The 19,086-nt window shown below is 72.2% G+C and carries 15 protein-coding genes and 4 pseudogenes; 14 read left to right on the top strand and 5 right to left on the bottom strand.

Annotation, left to right across the window (positions count from 1 at the left end; translation table 11 throughout):
* Positions 1-11: 11 nt before the first annotated feature.
* From ABZU69_RS01820 to ABZU69_RS01810, 3 genes are read right to left on the bottom strand one after another with little or no spacing between them, the layout of a single operon-like run.
* A complete protein-coding gene (locus tag ABZU69_RS01820; protein WP_354962510.1) occupies positions 12-1,034 on the bottom strand; it encodes a D-alanine--D-alanine ligase family protein in 1,023 nt (340 codons plus the stop codon).
* Positions 1,031-2,173, bottom strand: a complete 1,143-nt coding sequence (gene alr, locus ABZU69_RS01815; protein WP_354962509.1) for an alanine racemase — start codon at positions 2,171-2,173, stop codon at positions 1,031-1,033. Before alr ends, ABZU69_RS01820 begins: the two co-directional genes overlap by 4 nt.
* Positions 2,170-3,321, bottom strand: a complete 1,152-nt coding sequence (locus tag ABZU69_RS01810) for an acyltransferase (protein ID WP_354962508.1) — start codon at positions 3,319-3,321, stop codon at positions 2,170-2,172. The genes alr and ABZU69_RS01810 overlap by 4 nt, the downstream gene beginning before the upstream one ends.
* A 187-nt stretch (positions 3,322-3,508) precedes the next feature.
* On the opposite strand from ABZU69_RS01810, the gene ABZU69_RS01805 reads away from it, so the two are divergent.
* Positions 3,509-4,384 carry an LLM class F420-dependent oxidoreductase gene (locus ABZU69_RS01805; RefSeq protein ID WP_354962507.1) on the top strand — a complete coding sequence of 292 codons (876 nt, stop codon included), beginning with the start codon at positions 3,509-3,511 and terminating at the stop codon, positions 4,382-4,384.
* A 119-nt stretch (positions 4,385-4,503) separates the two neighbouring features.
* Here ABZU69_RS01805 and ABZU69_RS01800 read toward each other — a convergent pair.
* Together ABZU69_RS01800 and ABZU69_RS01795 are read right to left on the bottom strand one after the other, a co-directional pair.
* A pseudogene (locus tag ABZU69_RS01800) lies at positions 4,504-5,634 on the bottom strand (catalase); the annotation flags it as partial.
* 192 nt (positions 5,635-5,826) lie between these two features.
* Complete coding sequence (locus ABZU69_RS01795; RefSeq protein ID WP_354962595.1) at positions 5,827-6,090, bottom strand: hypothetical protein; 264 nt, start codon at positions 6,088-6,090, stop codon at positions 5,827-5,829.
* Between ABZU69_RS01795 and ABZU69_RS01790 the strand changes: the two are divergent.
* The 13 genes and pseudogenes from ABZU69_RS01790 (at position 6,050) to ABZU69_RS01730 (ending at position 19,065) form a co-directional block, all read left to right on the top strand.
* A pseudogene (locus ABZU69_RS01790) lies at positions 6,050-6,743 on the top strand (alpha/beta hydrolase). The gene ABZU69_RS01795 and the pseudogene ABZU69_RS01790 sit on opposite strands and share 41 nt — an antisense overlap.
* 139 nt (positions 6,744-6,882) lie before the next feature.
* Positions 6,883-7,668 carry an ATP-binding cassette domain-containing protein gene (locus ABZU69_RS01785; protein ID WP_354962506.1) on the top strand — a complete coding sequence of 262 codons (786 nt, stop codon included), beginning with the start codon at positions 6,883-6,885 and terminating at the stop codon, positions 7,666-7,668.
* A 71-nt stretch (positions 7,669-7,739) separates the two neighbouring features.
* Positions 7,740-8,447: an ABC transporter ATP-binding protein gene (locus tag ABZU69_RS01780; protein ID WP_354962593.1), complete on the top strand. Its 708-nt coding sequence runs from the start codon at positions 7,740-7,742 to the stop codon at positions 8,445-8,447.
* A 30-nt stretch (positions 8,448-8,477) separates the two neighbouring features.
* Positions 8,478-9,356, top strand: a complete 879-nt coding sequence (locus ABZU69_RS01775) for a branched-chain amino acid ABC transporter permease (RefSeq protein ID WP_354962505.1) — start codon at positions 8,478-8,480, stop codon at positions 9,354-9,356.
* A complete protein-coding gene (locus tag ABZU69_RS01770) occupies positions 9,353-10,465 on the top strand; it encodes a branched-chain amino acid ABC transporter permease (RefSeq protein WP_354962504.1) in 1,113 nt (370 codons plus the stop codon). Before ABZU69_RS01775 ends, ABZU69_RS01770 begins: the two co-directional genes overlap by 4 nt.
* Positions 10,466-10,549: 84 nt before the next feature.
* Positions 10,550-11,836, top strand: coding sequence for an ABC transporter substrate-binding protein (locus ABZU69_RS01765; protein WP_354962503.1), 1,287 nt, complete (start codon positions 10,550-10,552; stop codon positions 11,834-11,836).
* 198 nt (positions 11,837-12,034) lie between these two features.
* Positions 12,035-12,802 (top strand): SDR family oxidoreductase, encoded by a 768-nt coding sequence (locus ABZU69_RS01760; protein ID WP_354962502.1) that lies wholly within the window; start codon positions 12,035-12,037, stop codon positions 12,800-12,802.
* A gap of 61 nt (positions 12,803-12,863) precedes the next feature.
* Positions 12,864-13,499, top strand: coding sequence for a TetR/AcrR family transcriptional regulator (locus ABZU69_RS01755; RefSeq protein WP_354962501.1), 636 nt, complete (start codon positions 12,864-12,866; stop codon positions 13,497-13,499).
* Between the two features lie 64 nt (positions 13,500-13,563).
* Positions 13,564-13,818 (top strand): annotated as a pseudogene (locus ABZU69_RS01750) (AAA family ATPase); the annotation flags it as partial.
* Between the two features lie 10 nt (positions 13,819-13,828).
* Positions 13,829-14,002 (top strand): Beta-galactosidase C-terminal domain, encoded by a 174-nt coding sequence (locus ABZU69_RS01745; RefSeq protein ID WP_354962500.1) that lies wholly within the window; start codon positions 13,829-13,831, stop codon positions 14,000-14,002.
* Positions 13,999-16,083, top strand: coding sequence for an alpha-glucuronidase (locus tag ABZU69_RS01740; RefSeq protein WP_354962499.1), 2,085 nt, complete (start codon positions 13,999-14,001; stop codon positions 16,081-16,083). The genes ABZU69_RS01745 and ABZU69_RS01740 overlap by 4 nt, the downstream gene beginning before the upstream one ends.
* Before the next feature lie 245 nt (positions 16,084-16,328).
* The gene (locus ABZU69_RS01735; protein WP_354962498.1) at positions 16,329-17,642 is read left to right on the top strand and encodes a PHB depolymerase family esterase; all 1,314 of its coding nucleotides are present in this window, start codon (positions 16,329-16,331) and stop codon (positions 17,640-17,642) included.
* A gap of 119 nt (positions 17,643-17,761) precedes the next feature.
* Positions 17,762-19,065 (top strand): annotated as a pseudogene (locus tag ABZU69_RS01730) (endo-1,4-beta-xylanase).
* Positions 19,066-19,086: the final 21 nt, after the last annotated feature.

Here is a 19,086-nt window from a genome sequence, read left to right as displayed (position 1 = left end):
GCGACGGCCGCTCAGACCAGGTCCACCGCCCGTGCCGGCCGGGGCAACCCACCGGACCGGATCCGAGCCTGGTTGGCCAGCGCGCCGGAGATCAGGATGTCGAGCAGGGTGGCGAACCCGATCCCGGCCTGCTGCCAGATCTGGGGGAACTGCGAGGCGGTGGTGAATCCGGGAAAGGTGTTCACCTCGTTCACGATCGGCTCGGCGAACCCCTGCGTGGGTAGGAAGAAGTCGACGCGGAGCAGCCCGCGGCAGTCGAGGGCGTGGAAGGCGCGGATCGCGCGGTCCTGGAGCACCTGGGTGGTGGCCGGGTCGAGCGCGGCGGGGATCTGGAAGACCGCCCCGCCGTCGTACTTCGCGTCGTAGTCGAAGAAGCCGGCACCGGTCACCCGTATCTCCAGGGGCGGACCGGCCTGCACCCGGCCGTCGGGATGCTGCAGGACGGCCACGTCGATCTCCCGTCCGCGCGCCCCCTGCTCGACGAGCACCTTCGGGTCGATCTCCCGCGCCTGCCGCAGCGCGGCGGGAAGTCCCGCCCAGTCGGTCACCCTGACCACGCCCAGGCTGGAGCCGGCCCGGGCGGGCTTGACGAACACCGGCAGGCCCAGCCTCCGCTGCTCGGCCGGGGACAGCTCCTCGCCGGGACGCAGGGTCACCCCGGGGCTGACCCGCAGGCCCTCCGCGGCGAGCAGTCTCTTGGTGACGCCCTTGTCCATGCCGGCCGCGCTGGCGAAGACACCGTTGCCGACGTACGGCACCCCGAGCCATTCCAGCAGCGACGCGACGGTGCCGTCCTCGCCGTACGGGCCGTGCAGGGCCGGGAACACCACGTCCTGGGCGCGCAACACGCGCAGCGCCAGGGGGAGTGGCATCGGACGGCCGTCGACGTGCCATCCGCCGTCCCGACCGATGAGCACCTCGGTGACCCGGTACCTCTCCCGGTCCAGGCCGGCGAGGATGCTCTCCGCCGAGCGGCGGGACACCTCGTGCTCGCCGCTCTGTCCGCCGTAGAGCACTGCCAGTCGGATCGTCATGACGTTGCCGCCCTTTCGTGGAGGTGGTCGCGGGCCACCCGGGCCCCGACACCGGTCAGGATCTCGTGCGGGTTCGTGCCGGCCCACCGCGCCCACTCGGCGACCGTCGGTGGGGCGTGGTCGCCCCGGTCGGGGCCGAACACCACGACCGGGTCCCCGATGGCCACGGGAAGGTCGCCGGCGTCGATGACGCACTGGTCCATCGCGATGCGACCGACGATCGGGCGACGCCGGCCGGCAAGCCACACCTCGGCGCGGCCCTCGGCGGCCCGGGTCAGGCCGTCTGCGTAGCCGAGCGGCAGCAGGGCCAGGGTGGTCGGCGCGCCGGTCACGTACTCGGGTCCGTAGGAGACCGCGGTGCCGGCCGGTACCCGCTTCACGTTGACCACGGTCGTGCGCAGCGTCATGGCGGCGCGTAGTCCGACCTGGCCCGGCCCGGTCCCGCCGAACGGATCCACGCCGTACAGCGCGAGCCCGATCCGGCAGAGGTCGAAGCGGGTCCGGGGCGCCGCCAGCGCGGCGGCCGAGTTCGCCAGGTGCACCAGGTCCGGGTCGAGGCCGGCGGACCGGGCGACCCGTAGCGCCTCATCGAAGACCGCCACCTGCCGGGCGAGCCCGGGGCTGCCCGGTACGTCGGCGTCGGTCAGGTGTGACCACACGCCGCGCACCCGAACCCCGCCCTCCACCTCGTACTTGCGGGCCCAGCCGACCAGCTCGGGCCAGTCGTCGCCCGCGGCGCCGTTGCGGGACAGCCCGGTGTCCGCCTTGAGCTGCACCGTCGCCGGCACGCCGAGTCGGTGGGCGGCGTCGGCGACAGCGTGCAGGTGGATCGTGGTCGACACGCCGACGTCGACGCCGGCGGCGATCAACCGGTCGAAGTCGTCGTCGGGGCGGTGCAGCCAGCTCAGCGTGGGCGCGGTGATGCCCGCCGACCGCAGCGCCAGCGCCTCGGACGCCGAGGTCACACCCAGCCAGCTCGCGCCGGCACGCAGCGCGGCCCGCGCGACCGGCACCGCCCCATGGCCGAACCCGTCCGCCTTCACCACGGCCATCAGCTCGGTGCCGGTGACCGACGCGAGCATCCGTACGTTGCTGGCGATCGCGTCGAGGTCGACCACCGCCTCGCCGAGGGCGCTCATCCGGCCGCCTCCACCCGCCGGACGCCGGGAAGGGCGAACAGCCAGCGTGCGTGCAGCGCCAGGAGCCCCCGGTGGACGGCCAGGCTCACGCCGATCACGAGCCCGGTCAGCAGGACCGGGTACCCGAGCACGAGCAGTCCCTGACCGACCTGGTCCAGCCCGGAGATCGGCCCGAGCAGCAGCCGGTGCAGCAGCGCCAGCACCGGCATGTGGATGACGTAGATGGGCAGGGTGATGCGGCCGAGGGTGGCGAGCCGGTTGCTGACGGCCGGCCAGCGGCCCAGCCGGGCGGCGGCGGTGACGCCGAAGGCGACCGCCACGACGGAGACCACCGGCCACACGCCGAACCACTGCTGCGCGCCGACCGCCGCCATCGCGGCGAGCACGAGGACGTACGCGCCCGAGGTCACCGCGAGTCGGCGCCCGGTGGCGGTGGCCGCCCACCGTTCGATCTGCGGTCGCAGGTACAGGCCGGCGAGAAAGAAGACCAGGTTCTGGTACAGGCCGGCGCGGTTGCCCGGCGTGTCGAGCAGCCCGGCGGCGGCGACGGCGGACAGCACCGCGGCGGGCGCCAGAACCAGCACGCGGGAGACCCGGCGAACAGCCTTGGCGAGCGTGAAGTAGAGCGCCAGGGCGTACAGGTACCAGAGGTTGGAGGGCGTGATGGTGAGCTGTTCCAGCAGACCGAGGGCGGACGTGGCCCGGTCGGTCGGGAAGTCCGGGGCCGCGGCGAGGACCGCGGTGTGGATCAGCAGCCAGACGGCGTACAGGTAGAGGAACCCCGCGATCCGGCCGCGGGCGACGACCCGCCAGGGCCGCTGGACGGCGTTCGCCGCGAAGACGCCGGAGATGGTGAAGAACAGCGGCATCCGCAGCGGCAGGAACTGCTCACCCAGCGCCCCCCACAGGCCCGGCACCGGTACGCCGATGTGCCAGTCGATCTGCAGGTAGTCCTTGACGACGACGTGCCACAGGACGACCAGGATGATGCAGACGCCCTTCGCGGCGTCGGCCCACTCCGCTCGGCGTGGCCGTCCCGCTGCGGGGCCGGACAGCGTCCGGTGCCTCCGGTGACGGAACCGGACGTGCGTCACGTCGGGCTCGTGCTCGGGGGGCCGGGCGTCGGTGGATGTCGGCTGTCGGATCACCCGACCGAAGGTGTCAGCCGGATATCCCGGAGTGATCCGCGAACTGTCATGAACCGGTAATGGAACCCGCCGCTGGCGTCCGTCGCGATCCGCTGCCCGCGGGGGCGGACTCGCCGCCGTTGTCGATCAACAGGCCCGTCGCTGGCGTCCAGGACCACTAGGCTTGGTTCCGGAGGTGTCGCGAGGCATGAAACTCGGACTGCACTACTGGAGTTACTCGACCCCGGCCGAGGCGGGGGCGATCGCACCGACCCTGACCGAGGCGGCGACCACCGCCGAGCAGGCCGGCGTCGCGTCCTTCACGGTCATGGACCACTTCTTCCAGATGGAGGCCGTGGCCCCGGCCGAGGAGCCGATGCTGGAGGCGTACACCACGCTGGGCTTCGTCGCGGCCAAGACCCAGCGGATGACGCTGGGCGTGCTGGTCACCGGCGTGATGTACCGGTACCCGGGGCTGCTCGCCAAGACCGTGACGACGCTCGACGTGCTCTCCGGCGGCCGGGCCCGGCTGGGCATCGGCGCGTCCTGGTACGAGCGGGAGCAGCGCGGGTTGGGCGTGCCCGTGGTGCCGGTGGCCGAGCGGTTCGAGCGGCTGGAGGAGACGCTGCGCATCGTCCAGCAGATGTGGAGTGACGACAACGGGCCGTTCGCGGGGCGGCACTACCAGCTCGCCGAGACGATCAACTCGCCGCAGCCGTTGAGCCGTCCGCACCCGCCCATCATGATCGGCGGCGGCGGCGAGAAGAAGACCCTGCTCCTGGTCGCCCGGTACGCCGACGCCTGCAACCTGTTCGGCACGGCCGCCGGCGCCGACGACGTGGCGCGGAAGCTGGACGTGCTGCGGGGGCACTGCGCCGCGGAGGGCCGCGACTACGACACCATCGAGAAGACGGTCGTCGCCCACCGGCCGCCCCTGGCCGACGTCGACGCGTTCCTCGCCGAGGTGTCCTCGTACGCCGCGCTCGGCGTCAGCGAGGTGCAGGTCACGCCAGATCGCCACCCGGTGGAGTTCGCCCAACGGCTCGGCGACGAGGTGCTGCCCCGGCTGGCCGACATCGGCTGACGCCGTTGCGCTGGCACGGGCACTGTGAACAGAAGCCCCGACAACGCCGGGTGAACCGTGCTGCCGAGAGCTGACCTCCTGGAGAACCGGAGGACAGCCCTCGGCAGTGCTTTGTCGTGTCAGGCGACCGAGGCGGGGAACCGTTCCCACACCCGGTGCGCAGCCATCAACCGCTGCACCGCGGTCAGGGCCTCGACTCCGGAGCCGGCCGAGACGACGCCGGGAGTGCCGGTCACGCCCGCCTGCTCCAACACGCTGACGCCGCCGTCCCAGGCGCCGACCGCCTTGGCGTGCCGCCAGCACTCCTGAACGAGGAGCAGCACGCGGGGGTCCACGGAGGCTCGGTCCGTCGTACCCGCCCTCTCGTCGCGGGCGGGAAGCGCATCCGGGGCGGGCACCGGTGCGCCGGCCAGCAGGAGCGCGTCGAACTCGACAGATCGACCTGTGGCGAAGGTGCGCTGGACGGGCAGGTGACCCACCGTGCCACCGTGCGGGGCGACGAGGAGCGGCACCATCCCGGCCGCGAAGACGGCTTCGCATACCTGGTCGACACCGTCGAGGTCGGTGTCGGGGTCGACGACGATTCCGATCGTGCGGCCGTCGGCCGGCCACTCCCCGCCGACCTGCGACAGCGCGGGGCTCGGGGCGACGTCGGCGAGCGGCACGGTCGGCGCCGGCGCGGGCAGGCCCAGACCGGTGGCGACCTGCGCGCACAGCACCGGATCGATGTTGGCGAGGCACCGGAGCTGACGTTCCTTGATCGCCTGGTGGTAGCACTTGCCGAGCTCGAAGGTGTAGGCGCGGATGATGTGCTCCTTCTCCACCGGCGACATGCTCAGCCAGAACAGGCGTGCCTGGCTGAAGTGGTCGTCGAACGAGACGGGGTTCGCGCGGACCTTCGGTGCCTCCGCGACCCGCACCGGCACGTCGAGGAACGCGTGGTCCTCGTCGCCCGCGGGGAAGGGGTTGCCGCCGTCGAGTGAGTTCGGCCGGTACGGCGCGACCCCCGCGTGGACGGCGTGCTGGTGGAAGCCGTCGCGCAACATGTCGTTGACCGCGGCGTGCGGACGATTGATCGGGACCTGGGGGAAGTTGGGCCCGCCCAGCCGGGTGAGCTGCGTGTCGACGTACGAGAACAGCCGGCCCTGCAGCAGCGGGTCGTTCGTGACGTCGATGCCCGGCGGGAGGTGGCCGAGGTGGAAGGCGACCTGCTCGGTCTCCGCGAAGAAGATCGTCGGCGTCCGGTTAAGCCCCAGGTCAGGTGGTCAAAACGCCGCGAATGTCCGCACCCCGGTCACCCGGGTGCGGACGCCGACGGTGAGCACGGCGTCGCGGTGGTCGCGCCGGGCTCGCTGGCGGGCCCACCGCCGGGACTGGTGATTTCACCGATGCGGGGACCGGGTGGTGACGCCAAAACTGACGCACGTCGATATCCCTCGACTCTAGGGAGTGCCCGACGTGTCGTCACCAACCACCACCCGTCCCCGTTCCATGGCCGTCCGAGCCGTTCGGCTCGCGCTGGCCGCCGCCCTGGTCGCCGGCGGCGTCCTGGCCGGACCCTCCGGCGCCGTGCAGGCGGCGGAGAACCCGTACGAGCGGGGCCCGGCCCCGACCACCGCGATCCTGGAGGCCAGCCGCGGTCCGTTCGCCACGTCCTCGCAGAACGTGTCCTCGCTGAGCATGACCGGCTTCGGCGGCGGCGTCATCTACTATCCGACCAGCACCAGCGAGGGCACCTTCGGCGCCATCGCGATCTCGCCGGGCTTCACCGCCGCGTGGTCCAGCATCAGCTGGCTCGGGCCACGGCTCGCCTCGCACGGCTTCGTGGTGATCGGCATCGAGACCAACACCCGGCTGGACCAGCCGGACAGCCGCGGCCGGCAACTGCTCGCCGCGTTGGACTACCTGGTCGAGCGCAGCTCGGTGCGTACCCGGATCGACAGCAGTCGACTCGCGGTGGCCGGCCACTCGATGGGCGGCGGCGGGAGCCTGGAGGCGGCGTCGGCACGGCCGTCGCTGCAGGCCGCGGTGCCGCTCGCCGTGGAACACCGACAAGAGCTGGTCCGAGCTCCGGGTGCCCACGCTGATCATCGGCGGCGAGAGCGACACCGTCGCGCCGGTCTCGTCGCACTCGGAGCCCTTCTACAACAGCATCCCGGCGTCCGCCGAGAAGGCGTACCTGGAGCTGAACGGGGCGAGCCACTTCTTCCCGCAGACGGTGAACACCCCGACCGCACGGCAGATGGTCGCCTGGCTGAAGCGGTTCGTCGACAACGACACCCGCTACGAGCAGTTCCTCTGCCCCGGCCCGAGCGGCTCGCAGATCCAGGAGTACCGCAACACCTGCCCCAGTTCCTGATCGCGATCCCGGGGCGGTCGCCGGTGGCGGCCGCCCCGTCCGCGTGCCGGCGACAGGGGGCATTGAAGGTCTTGACGCGGTACCCGAGAAACGTACACTGCGAGTGTAAATAACACCCGCCACAACAGAGGGATGGGTGATGGATCGCGGTCTCGAACTGCACCACATCGGCGTACGTTTCGGCGGCCTCACCGCCCTCGACGACGTCTCGCTGCGGGTGGCACCCAACCAGGTGGTGGGCGTCATCGGGCCCAACGGCGCCGGCAAGACCACGCTGTTCAACGTGATCTGCGGCTTCGTCGCGCCGGAGACGGGATCGCTCACCCTCGACGGCCGACCGCTGCGGCCACGGCCGCACCGGCTGACCCGGCTCGGCATCGCCCGGACCCTGCAGGGAACCGGCCTCTTCGCCGGGCTCACCGTGCTGGAGAACGTGATGACCGGCGCCTCGCACACCGCGCGGGCCGGTTTCGTCCCGGCGCTGCTCGGCCTGCCCAGCAGCGACCGCGACGAGCGGCGGCTGCGCCAGCACGCCCTGGACATCCTGGACGGCCTGGGCATCGCCGGGCACGCCGACGCCGCGCCGACCACGCTGCCCTTCGCCGTACGCCAGCGGGTCGCCCTGGCCCGCGCGCTCGCCGCCCGACCCCGGCTGCTTCTGCTCGACGAACCCGCCGGTGGCCTCGGGCCCGACGACATCACCGAGCTGGCGGAGCTGGTCCGGCAGCTGCCCCGGCGGGACGCCGACCCCTGCGCGGTGCTGCTGGTCGAGCACCACATGGACCTGGTGATGGCCGTCTGCGACGAGATCGTGGTGCTGGACTTCGGCCGGGTGATCGCCGCCGGCACACCCGACGAGATCCGCGACGACCCGGCGGTCACCGACGCCTATCTCGGAGCCGCCGTCGACGAGGTCACCACGTGAGCGCGAGGAGTGAGCCGGGTTTGCGAGCCCCGCAGTCGCGAACGAAAGACGGTGCGGGGAGTGCCTCCGACCTGCTCGTGGTGCGCGGGTTGGTGGCCGGCTACGGTGCCGCGCCCGTGCTGCAGGCGGTCGATCTCACCGTTCCGGCCGGCACGATCGCCGCGGTCGTCGGGGCGAACGGCGCCGGCAAGACCACCCTGCTGCGCGCGCTCTCCGGCATGATCCGTCCGACATCCGGGCAGGTCGTCCTCGCCGGGGAGGACCTGCGCGGCACGCCCGTGGAGCAGCTCGCCCGGCGCGGCATGGCGCACGTGCCGGAGGGGCGGGGCGTGATCAGCGAACTCACCGTCGACGAGAACCTGCGGCTCGGCGGGCTGTGGCGCCGCGACCGGGCCGACGCCGGCCGCGCTCTCGACGAGGTCTATCAGCTCTTCGAGCCGCTGGCCCGGCGCCGTCGGCACCTCGGCCACCAGCTCTCCGGTGGGGAACGGCAGATGCTCGCGCTCGGTCGGGCGCTGGTCGGCCGGCCCAGCCTGCTGCTGCTCGACGAGCCGTCGCTCGGCCTGGCGCCTCGGGTGGTCGCCCGGACGATGGCTCTGCTGCGTCAACTGCGCGACCAGACCGGCCTGACCGTGCTGCTGGTCGAGCAGAACGTGCGCAGCGCGCTCGCCGTCGCCGACCAGGGCGTGGTGATGTCCCTCGGCCGGGTGGTGACCGCCGCCCCGGCCGCCACGCTCCGCGACGACACCGACCTACGGCACGCGTACCTCGGTTTCTGACCATCACCTCGTCCCCAGGAGGGAGGACTGTTGGACCGCTTCGTCTTCCTCACCGTCGACGGCCTGTCCCGGGGCGCGGTGTACGCCGCGTTCGCGCTGGCCCTGGTGCTCATCTGGCGGGCGGCGCGGGTCGTCAACTTCGCCCAGGGGGCGATGGCCGTCGCCGCCGCGTACGTCGCCTACACCGTGTCCGCGCATACCGGGTCGTACTGGCTGGGTTTCGTGGTCGCGATCGTCGCCGGGCTGCTGCTCGGCGCGCTGGTCGACCGCGCCGTGATGCGCTTCGTCGACCACACGTCACCGCTCAACCCGGTGATCGTCGCGCTCGGGCTGGTGCTGCTGATCCAGGCCGTCCTGGGCATGGTGTACGGCAGTGAGTTCCGGCCGGCCGAGGCGCCGTTCAGCCGGTCCGCTCTCAGCCTGGGCGGGGTCGCCGTGCTCTCGCCGTACGACCTGTTCGTCTTCGCGACGATCGGGGTGGTGGTCTGCGCGCTGGCCTGGATGTTCGCCCGGACCCCGGTCGGGCTGCGGATGCGCGCGGCGGCCTTCGCTCCCGAGGTTTCCCGCCTGCTCGGGGTCAACGTCGGCGGCATGCTGACCCTCGGCTGGGCGCTCGCCTCCGGCGTGGGCGCGCTGGCCGCGATGCTGGTCATCCCCACCGAGCTCGGGCTGCACCCGCACGCGATGGACCTGGTCTTCGTCTCGGCGTTCACCGCGGCGGTGGTCGGCGGCCTGGACAGTCCACCAGGGGCGGTCGTCGGCGGCCTCGTGGTGGGGCTGCTGCTCTCCTATGTCAGCGGCTATGCCGGCAGCGACCTCACCCCGCTGGCGGTGCTGGTCCTGCTGCTGGCGGTGCTGCTGGTCCGGCCCGGTGGGCTGTTCGCCCCGGTCGCGGCGAGGCGGGTGTGAGCGCCACCCGGGCGGCCCTGCCGCGCAAGCGGGCGCTGGCCGACGCCGGCGAGCGTCCGGTCGACCGGCGACGCGGCTCCACCCTGCTGCGCCACCTCGCCTTCACGCTCGCCGCCGGGCTGCTGCTGGTCGGGGTCAGCTACGCCGTCGAGCCGTTCCGCAACTTCCAGCTCGCCACCGTGGCGGCCTACCTCTGCGCCACCGCCGGGCTGACCCTCCTCACCGGGCTCAACGGCCAGCTCTCGCTCGGGCACGGCGCGTTGATGGCGACCGGCGCGTACACCGTGGCCTTCTGCCAGAACGCGTTCGCCGATCGGGGGATGACGGGTGGTTGGCTGCTGCCGCTCTCGCTCGGTGCGGCGATCCTCAGCACGGTCGTTGTCGGCGCGGTGGTCGGCGTCGCCGCGGCCCGGCTGCGCGGCCCCTACCTGGCCGGGGTCACCCTCGCCGTGGCCGTCGTCGTCCCGGCGCTCGCCGTCACCTTCGACGGCGTCTTCAACGGTGAGCAGGGGCTGTCGGTGCCGGTGGAGCCGCCGCCGGTGTCGCTCGGCCCCTTCTTCCCCTATGAGCGGTGGCAGCTCTGGCTGGCCGGCGCGGCCACCCTGCTGGCCCTGTTGCTGCTGGCCAATCTCATCCGGAGTCGTTTCGGGCGCACCTTCCGGGCGGTCCGCGACGACGAGGTGGCCGCCCGTCTCGCCGGCATCCACGTGGCCCGCACCCAGGTCCTCGCGTTCGTGGTCAGCGCCGCCACCGCCGGCCTCGGCGGTGCCCTGCTGGCGGTGCTCGCGCAGAGCGTCTCGCCCGGCGCGTTCTCGCTGACCCTGTCGCTCTTCCTGCTGATGGCCGTGGTGATCGGCGGTCTGGGCCGCCTCACCGGTGCACTGTGGGGCGCCGTCCTGCTCGTCGCCCTGCCCGATCTCACCCACTCCGTGACCGAGCTGTTCACACTCTCGCCCGCGGTGGCGCAGCGGCTGGAGGGCAACCTCCCGCTGGCGATCTTCGGAGTGACCCTGATCGTCGTCATGATCGCCGCACCCGGCGGCGTGCAGGGTCTGCTGTCGCGTCTCGGCCGGGCACTGCTGGCCCGGTGGCCGGCCCGGCCTTCCTGAGCTGTCCCTGTCCGGCCTCGGCCGGGCGCCCCACCACCACCGAAGTTCGATTGAGAACCGGACCGAGAAAGGTCGGTGTTTCCCATGCACCGTACGGCACGACGCGGTCTTGCGATCGCCAGCACCATCGCCTTGCTGATCACCACCGTCGGTTGCAGCGGCGACGACGGTTCCGGTCCCGGCGGGGGACCGGTGCCGGGCGTCACCGACACCGAGATCGTCGTTGGCACCCACATGCCGCTCACCGGACCGGCCTCGGCCGGGTACTCGAAGATCGCCCCGGCCACGAAGGCGTACTTCGACTACGTCAACGCCAACGGCGGCGTGCACGGTCGAAAGATCACCTACAAGATCATGGACGACGGCTACAACCCGGCGAACACGCAGCAGGTGGTTCGTCAGCTCGTCCTGCAGGACAAGGTCTTCGCCATCCTCAACGGCCTCGGCACGCCGACGCACACCGGCGTGCTCGACTTCCTCAAGAGCAACCGGGTGCCCGATCTCTTCGTCGCCTCCGGCAGCCGCAGCTGGGACCAGCCGGACAAGTATCCCGGCACGTTCGGCTTCAACCCGGACTACACGGTCGAGGGCAAGATCCTCGCCAACTACGCCAAGGCGAACCTGGCCGGCCAGAAACTCTGCTTCCTCGGCCAGGACGACGACTTCGGCCGCGACAGCCTGGCCGGCGTGGAGAAGGTGCTCGGCGCTGGGGGCGTGGCGGTGAAGCAGACCTACGTCACCAGCAACACCAACGTGGCGCCGCAGATCGGCGCGTTCAAGGCGGCCGGATGCCGGGTCGTCGTGCTTGCCACCGTGCCCGGCTTCACCGCGCTCTCCATCGGCACCGCCGCGCGGCTGGGCTTCAAGACGCAGTGGCTGGTCTCCAACGTCGGCGCCGATCAACCGACCCTGGCCAAGCAGCTCGGAGCCGCCGCGCCGCTGCTGGAGGGCGTGGTCGGCACCAACTACCTGCCGATGCAGAACGACACCGCGAACCCGTGGATCCAGCTCTACACGAGGATCAACAAGTCGCACAACGGGGACGCGCCGTTCGACGGCAACATCGTTTACGGCATGTCGGTCGGCTATCTCTTCGTGCAGGCGCTGTTGGCCGCGGGCAAGGACCTCACCCGGGAGAAGGTGCTCGAGGCCGTGCAGAAGGGCGGGTTCCAGGGCCCCGGGCTGGTGCCGCTGCGCTTCTCGGCGACCGACCACTCCGGTTACGGCGGGCAGCGGCTGAGCCGGGTGAGCGGGGGAGTGCAGAGCTACTTCGGGCCGGCGTATGAGACGGACGAGGCGGACGGGCCGGTCAAGGAGTACACCGCCACCCCGGTGGCGCCGCCGGCGAACGGGGTGCCGACCGTCTCCTGACGACCCGTACGCCCGGCAGTCGACCGGGTGTGGTCGCGCGGCACACCGCCGTGACCACGCCCGGTCGTCCGGCTGCCCGGACGCCGTGACCGCATCTGATCGCCGCCGGCCGGCAGTTGGCGAGTGCGGGCTGCCCGAGAGTCGACGCTGCCGCCCCGACGTTGACCGACACCGATCGCTGCTCCTAGTATCTGCACCGTGAATGCAGATTCAGGTCGGCTCGTGGGTCAGGTCGCCATCGTCACCGGTGCGAGTCGAGGGATCGGCCTGGCCATCGCCCAACGGCTGGTGGCCGAGGGCGCGCGCGTGGGTCTGACCGCCCGACGGCCGGAGGCGCTGGCCGACGCGGTCGCCACCCTCGGCGGCCCGGCGTACGCCGTGGCCGTGCCCGGTCGGGCCGACGACGCCGCGCACCGGGCCGCGGCGGTGGGAGAGGTCACCGCGGCGTTCGGGCCGGTGGACCTCCTGGTCAACAACACCGGCATCAACCCGGTGCACGGCCCGCTGCTGGGGCTGGACCTGGCGGCCGCGCGCAAGATCCTCGACGTCAACCTGGTCGCCGCGCTCGGCTGGGTGCAGGAGGTGTGCGCCGCCGGCATGACCGACCGGGGTGGCTGCGTGGTCAACGTCTCGTCGATCGCCGGCCTCGGTCCGTCGCCCGGCATCGCCTTCTACGGGGTGAGCAAGGCGGCGCTCAACCACCTCACCGCGAGCCTCGCCGCGGAGCTGGGGCCGACCGTCCGGGTCAACGCCGTCGCCCCCGGGGTGGTGAAGACCCGCTTCGCCGCCGCGCTGTACGAGGGCCGCGAGGACGAGGTCGCCGCACGGTACCCGCTCGGGCGGCTCGGCCTGCCGCAGGACGTGTCCGGCGCGGTCGCCTTCCTGGCCTCCGCCGACGCCGCCTGGATCACCGGGCAGACCATCGTCTGCGACGGCGGGGTCACGCTGACCGGCCGCGCCGGATGACGGCGGCCCGGGTGCCGATGATCACCGCCTGTCTAGACTCGGCGGTGCGTCGGGGGACGTCATGGCGGTGAAGGGGCGGGGGCGGATGGGCGAGGTCGAGGTCGCGGGCCGGGTCGACGGGCGGACCGCCCGGGCCGAGCGCACCCGTGTGGCCATCGTCGAGGCGCACCTGGCGCTCATCTCCGAGGGGGACTTCCGGCCGACCGGGGAGCGCATCGCCGAGCGGGCCGGCATCTCGCTGCGGACCCTCTGGACCAACTTCAAGGACATGGAGACGCTCTTCGAGGCGAGCGGCGCGGAGGTGCTCCGCCAGCAGGACGCGGCCTACCGGCCGGTCTCAGCCGGGCTGCCGCTGGCGAAGCGGGTCGACGCGTACTGCCGGCAACGGGCCCGGCTGCTCCAGCTCATCGCGCCTTCGGCGCGGGCCGCGCAGATGCGCGAGCCGGTCTCCGACCAGTTGCACCGCAACCGCCTCAAGCACATCGACCGGGTCCGGGACGAGGTCGAGCAGCTCTTCGCCGCCGAGCTGGCGCAGGCCGGGCGGGGCCGGGAGCAGCTGCTGAACGCGCTGGTGGCGGCGAGCATGTGGCCGGCCTGGTCGATGCTGCGCGACGGCCTGGGGTTGGGCGTGGACCAGGCCCGTGGGGTGATGGCCCGCACCGTGGGCGCGCTGCTGGCCGAGGTGACGGCCGGCTGACGCCGGCCCCGGACGATACCGCCCGCCTCTTTCCATCCGGTTACCAATAGGTGACACTGAATGCATGGTTACTGCATTAAGAGTGCAAATAACCGTGCTGCGCGGCCGGGACGACGAGTGCCGGGCTGTCCGGAACCTGCTCGACGGCGTGACCGACGGCGGTGGCGCCCTGCTGCTGCGCGGCGAGCCGGGGTCGGGCCGCACCGCGCTGGTCGACTACGCCCACCGGTCCGCCGAGCACTGCACCGTGCTGGCTGCGACCGGCCTGGCCGAGGAGGCCGCGCTGCCGTACGCCGGCCTGCAACGCCTGCTCGATCCGGTGCTCGGCCGTGCCACCGCCCTGCCCGACGCGGCTGCTGTTCCTGCTCAACCACCGCACCGAGCCGGTCGAGGTCACCGCCCGGGCCGGCGGCGTCGACCTGCTCACCGGTGACCGGGCGGAGACCGGGCAGCCGCTGCGGCTGCCGGCGTACGGGGTCGTGGTGCTGCGGGAGGACCGGTGAGCGCCGACGAAGCGCGGGTGCACGCCGCCTGGCTCCCGCCGGAGGCGTTCCGGGCGCTCGGCTCGCGCCGCGTGCTGGTGCACGGCGACGGGATGCTCGTCGACACCGTGCTCGACGAGGTCGCCCGCGCCTGCGCCCGGTACGGCGGGCGGATGTGGCATTCCCCGCCCTGGGACGTGGACGTCGATCTGGTGCTCGCGCTCCGCGGCGCCGACGAGTTGCCGAGCGCGGCGGTGGAGGCGGCGCGGGCAGCGGGGGAGGCGGCGCTGGCGAAGGCGGGCAACGACGCGGTGCTCGGTGCCGAGGGGTTCGTGCTGGCCCGGGCGGGCGACGTGACCGCCGTGCTGGCCGACGCGCCCGCCGGCCTGCTGTACGGGCTGTTCCACCTGGTCCGGCTCGGCGCGGCGGCGTTCGACACCACCCGCCAGGCGGAACGGCACCGGCCCGCCCTGCGCCGGCGGATGCTGAACCACTGGGACAACGTGGCCGTGCACCCGGTGATGGGCCAGGTGGAGCGGGGGTACGCCGGCGGCTCGATCTTCTGGCGGGGCGGACGGTCGCGCGGCGACCTGGCCCGGGTCCGGGAGTACGCGCGGCTGCTGGCCGCCTGCGGCATCAACGCGATCTCGGTGAACAACGTCAACGTGGGCCGGACCGAGGCGCGGCTGCTCACCGACCGGCTCGGCGACGTGGCTGAGATCGCGGACGTGCTGCGCCCGTACGGCATCCGGGTGCACCTGTCGGTCACCTTCGCCGCGCCGGTGGTCCTGGGCGGCCTGGCGAACGCCGACCCGAGGGACGAGGCGGTACGGGCCTGGTGGGCCGTGACGACACGGCAGGTGTACGAGCGCATCCCGGACTTCGGCGGCTACGTGGTGAAGGCCGACTCCGAGGGGCAACCCGGCCCGTTCACCTACGGGCGCGACCACGCCGACGGGGCGAACCTGCTCGCCGAGGCCCTCGCCCCGCACGGGGGAGTGGTGCACTGGCGGGCGTTCGTCTACAACCATCACCAGGATTGGCGGGACCGGTCCACCGACCGGGCGCGTGCCGCGTACGACCACTTCGTCCCGCTCGACGGGCGGTTCGCTGCCAACGTGGTCCTGCAGGTGAAGTTCGGTCCGGTGGACTTCCAGGCACGCGAGCCGGTCTCCCCGGTGCTCGCCGCGATGCCGGCCACCCGGCTGGCGGTGGAGTTGCAGGTCACCCAGGAGTACACCGGCCAGCAGCGCCACGTCTGCCACCTCGGCCCGTGGTGGAGCGAGGTGTTGCGGTTCGCGCCGTGGGGTCCGGGCGGGCGGACAGTCGCCGACGTGGCCGCGGGGGAGGCGGGCGAGGGTGGTGGCCTGGTCGCGGTCGCCAACGTCGGCGACGACCTCTTCTGGACCGGGCACCCGCTGGCGCAGGCGAACCTGTACACCGTCGGCCGGCTCGCCCGGGATCCCCGGCTGGATCCCCGGGCGGTCCTCGACGAGTGGATCGCGCTGACCTTCCCGCCGTCCGCGATGGCCGACCCGGAGCTGGTCGGGCGGACGCTGCACGAGGTCATGGACGACTCCTGGCGTACCTATGAGCGGTACACCGCCCCGCTGGGCGTCGGCTTCATGGTTCATCCCGGTGACCACTACGGCCCCGACGTGGACGGGTACGAGTACACCCGGTGGGGCACGTACCACTTCGCGGATCGCGATGGCGTGGGTGTGGACCGCAGCCGCGCGTCGGGCACCGGCTTCGCCGGTCAGTACCCGCCGTACTGGCCCCAGGTGTTCGAGTCGACCGAGCGGTGCCCGGACGAGCTGCTGCTCTTCTTCCACCACGTCCCGTACGGGCACCTCCTGCACAACGGTTCCACGGTCATCCAGCACATCTACGACACCCACTTCGCGGGCGTCGAGGAGGTGGCGGCGATGCGGGGGCGGTGGCGGACGTTGAAGGGGTTGATCGACCCCGCCGTGTACGAGCGGGTGGAGCAACGCCTCGACGAGCAGGTGCGCAGCGCCACCGAGTGGCGGGATCAGATCAACACCTACTTCTTCCGCAAGTCCGGCGTGCCGGACGCGCGCGGGCGTCGCATCCACTGACCCCGCGGCTTCCGGAAGCATCCCGATAACACCTCGCCGGGCAGGTCCGTCGATGGTTCGGTCGGTGCCCGTCGATGCACAGGTCACAGCCGGCCCCGACCACCGAAAGGCTTCCGGAAGTCTTGACAATCGACTTCTCTCGATTGAAGCTGACAAGGTCACGCGAGCCGCGGTCAGGGTCGGGCGAAGGGCAGTCCTCGACTTACTCCCCTTCCATGCGCCATTCTGCTGAGGAATCGCGAACGATGACACTGAAAACAAGAACGCTCGGCGTCGTCACGGCCGTGGTCACACTGGCCGCCGCCGCGTTGACGTTCGCCGCGCCGGCGTCGGCGGCGACGCTGACCCAGGTGACCGGCTTCGGCACCAACCCCACCAATCTCCGGATGCACCTGTACGTCCCGGACCGGGTGGCCACCCGGCCGGCGGTCCTGCTCGCCCTGCACTACTGCACCGGATCCGGTCCGGCGTACCACTCCGGCACCCAGTACGCGTCCCTCGCCGACCGGTACGGGTTCATCGTGATCTACCCGTCGGTGACCCGCAGCAGCCTGTGCTGGGACGTGTCCTCACCGCAGGCGCTGCGCCGGGGCGGCGGCAGCGACCCCGTCGGGCTCATGTCGATGGTCGACTACGTACGGCAGCGGTACGCCGCCGACCCGGCGCGGATCTTCGCCACCGGCACCTCGTCCGGGGCCATGATGACGAACGTCCTGCTGGGCGACTACCCGGACGTGTTCGCGGCCGGCGCGTCCTTCGCCGGGGTGCCGTTCGGCTGCTTCGCCACCGGGGGCGGCTCGGAGTGGAACAGCGAGTGCGCGAACGGACAGCTCATCAGAACCCCGCAGCAGTGGGGTGATCTGGTCCGCGAGGCCTATCCCGGTTACACGGGTCGTCGCCCACGCATGCAGATCTGGCACGGCACCAACGACGAGACGCTGCGCTACCCGAACTTCGGCGAGCAGGTCAAACAGTGGACCAACGTGCACGGGCTGAGCCAGACCCCGACGTACACCGACTCGCCGCAGTCCGGCTACACCCGCACCCGCTACGGGAGCAGTGGCGGAACGGCCCCGGTCGAGGCGATCAGCATGCAGGGCGTCTCGCACAACCTGCCGGTCGACGCGGCGCAGGTGATCCGCTTCTTCGGGCTGGACACCGGCACCCCGCCCACCACCCCGCCACCGACGACCCCCCCGCCGCCGACGACCCCGCCCCCGACCACTCCGCCGCCGACCGGCGGTGGTTGCCGGATCGGGTACGCGGTCAACGCCTGGAACACCGGCCTCACCGCCAGCGTGACCATCACCAACACCGGTGCGACGGCGGTGAACGGATGGGCCCTGACGTTCGCGCTGCCCACCGGCCAGCGCATCACCAACGGCTGGAACGCGCAGTACTCCATGACGAGCGGTGCGGTGACCGCCCGCAACGTCTCCTACAACGCCGCCATCGCCCCGAACGCGTCGGTCGACATCGGCTTTCAGGCCACCCACGAGGGCGGCACCGGTAAGCCCTCGTCCTTCGCTCTGAACGGCATCGCCTGCTCGGTGGCCTGACCCCTCGGGACACCACCACCATCGATTGGAGTTGCACGATGAGAAACGCGCAATGGAAGGCGGTATCGAGAGCCGCCCTCGCGCTGACCGGGGTGAGCGCCCTCGCCGCCGGCGTGGCGATGGTCCTGGCTGCTCCCGCCGCCGCCGGCACCACGCTCGGTGCGTCCGCCGCCGAGCAGGGTCGGTATTTCGGCGCCGCGGTGGCCGCCAACAAGCTGAACGACAGCGCCTACACGACGATCCTGAACCGCGAGTTCAACTCGGTGACGCCCGAGAACGAGATGAAGATCGACGCCACCGAGCCGCAGCAGGGCCAGTTCAGCTACGGCGCGGCGGACCAGATCGTCAACCACGCGCGCACCCGCGGGATGCAGGTGCGTGGTCACGCCCTGGCCTGGCACTCGCAGCAGCCCGGCTGGATGCAGAACATGAGCGGCACCGCGCTGCGCCAGGCGATGCTCAACCACGTCACGCAGGTGGCGACGCACTTCCGGGGACAGGTCGTCGCGTGGGACGTGGTGAACGAGGCGTTCGCCGACGGTGGCTCCGGCGCCCGGCGGGACTCCAACCTCCAGCGGACCGGCAACGACTGGATCGAGGCGGCCTTCCGGGCCGCCCGGGCGGCCGACCCCGGCGCGAAGCTCTGCTACAACGACTACAACACCGACGACTGGTCACACGCCAAGACCCAGGCCGTGTACACGATGGTGCGCGACTTCAAGCAGCGTGGCGTACCCATCGACTGCGTCGGTCTCCAGTCGCACTTCAACAGCGGCTCGCCGTACCCCGGCAACTACCGCACCACGCTGTCCAGCTTCGCGGCGCTCGGCGTCGATGTGCAGATCACCGAGCTGGACATCGAGGGGGCGTCGGCGGCCACGTACCGCAGCGTCGTGCAGGACTGCCTCGCCGTGACCCGCTGTAACGGCATCACCGTCTGGGGCATCCGGGACAGCGACTCGTGGCGGGCCTCGCAGACCCCGCTGCTGTTCACCAGCGGCGGCGCCAAGAAGCCGGCGTACGACGCGGTACTCGCCGCGCTGAACAACGGGACGACCCGCCGCCGACCACCCCGCCGCCGACCACTCCGCCGCCGACGACTCCGCCCCCGACGACTCCGCCCCCGGGACCCGGTGGCTGCACCGCGACGGTGGCGGTGAACCAGTGGACGGGTGGCTTCGTGGCGACGGTGCGGGTGACGGCCGGATCAGCGGCGATCAGCTCCTGGGCGGTGACGATCACGTTGCCGTCGGGCGCGACGGTCACCAACGCCCGGAACGCCAACCGCAGCGCTGACGCCGGAACGACGCGCTGGACGAATGTGGCCTACAACGGCCGGGTCAGCGCCGGGCAGTCCACCGAGTTCGGATTCCAGGCCAACGGCACCGCCGGCGGCCTGACCCCGGCCTGCGCCGCGGGCTGACGCACACCGGCCGGTGTGGAG

Origin of the sequence: Micromonospora sp. NPDC005206 (genome assembly GCF_040608175.1) — a bacterium.
GTDB lineage: Bacteria > Actinomycetota > Actinomycetes > Mycobacteriales > Micromonosporaceae > Micromonospora.
This window is presented reverse-complemented; position numbering and strand designations above follow the sequence as displayed.

What these genes read in the sequence shown, in the direction of transcription:
- ABZU69_RS01735 (WP_354962498.1), top strand. Translation starts at nt 16,329, where the DNA reads ATGACACTGAAAACAAGAACGCTCGGCGTCGTCACGGCCGTGGTCACA.
- ABZU69_RS01805 (WP_354962507.1), top strand. Translation starts at nt 3,509, where the DNA reads ATGAAACTCGGACTGCACTACTGGAGTTACTCGACCCCGGCCGAGGCG.
- alr (WP_354962509.1), bottom strand. Translation starts at nt 2,173, where the DNA reads ATGAGCGCCCTCGGCGAGGCGGTGGTCGACCTCGACGCGATCGCCAGC.
- ABZU69_RS01765 (WP_354962503.1), top strand. Translation starts at nt 10,550, where the DNA reads ATGCACCGTACGGCACGACGCGGTCTTGCGATCGCCAGCACCATCGCC.
- ABZU69_RS01820 (WP_354962510.1), bottom strand. Translation starts at nt 1,034, where the DNA reads ATGACGATCCGACTGGCAGTGCTCTACGGCGGACAGAGCGGCGAGCAC.
- ABZU69_RS01795 (WP_354962595.1), bottom strand. Translation starts at nt 6,090, where the DNA reads ATGACGCCGCCGCCGAAGCCGGTCATGCTCAGCGAGGACACGTTCTGC.
- ABZU69_RS01755 (WP_354962501.1), top strand. Translation starts at nt 12,864, where the DNA reads ATGGCGGTGAAGGGGCGGGGGCGGATGGGCGAGGTCGAGGTCGCGGGC.
- ABZU69_RS01785 (WP_354962506.1), top strand. Translation starts at nt 6,883, where the DNA reads ATGGATCGCGGTCTCGAACTGCACCACATCGGCGTACGTTTCGGCGGC.